The organism is Cellulomonas telluris, assembly GCF_004886325.1.
Lineage (GTDB): Bacteria > Actinomycetota > Actinomycetes > Actinomycetales > Cellulomonadaceae > Cellulomonas > Cellulomonas telluris.
Genome location: NZ_QXFN01000130.1, coordinates 1 through 503, shown reverse-complemented (window position 1 = coordinate 503; position 503 = coordinate 1). Strand labels below are relative to the sequence as shown.

Annotated in this window: 1 protein-coding gene; it reads left to right on the top strand. The window is 78.3% G+C overall.

The window, feature by feature from the left end:
* A partial coding sequence (locus FB586_RS19075; RefSeq protein WP_187697905.1) for an NAD(P)H-hydrate epimerase occupies window positions 1-503 on the top strand: 503 nt, incomplete at both ends.

Sequence of the window (503 nt, the reverse complement as noted above, 5' to 3'; positions counted from 1 at the left end):
GTGATGGCGCGCCTGCCCGGGGGCGCGCTGATGCAGCGCGCCGCGGCCGGGCTGGCCGCGGCCGTGCTCGACCTGCTGGGTGGCGGCTACGGCCGCCGCGTGCTGCTGCTCGTCGGGCCCGGCGACAACGGTGGTGACGCCCTCTGGGCAGGTGCGCGCCTCGCCGCCCGCGGTGTGCGGGTCGAGGCGCTCCTGCTCGCCGAGCGCGTGCACGAGGCCGGCCTGGCCGCGCTGCGGTCGGCCGGTGGGCACGCGACGCGCGACCTCGACGACCTCGACCCGGCCCCCGACGTGCTCGTCGACGGCATCGTCGGGATCGGCGGACGGCCCGGCCTGCGCCCCGCGGCGGTCGCCGCGCTCGAGGCCTACGACGGCGTGCCGGTCGTCGCGGTCGACGTGCCGTCGGGCCTCGACGTCGACACCGGTCGGGTCGACGGACCCCACGTCGACGCGGACCTGACGGTCACCTTCGGCACCCACAAGGTCGCGCACCTCGTCGACCC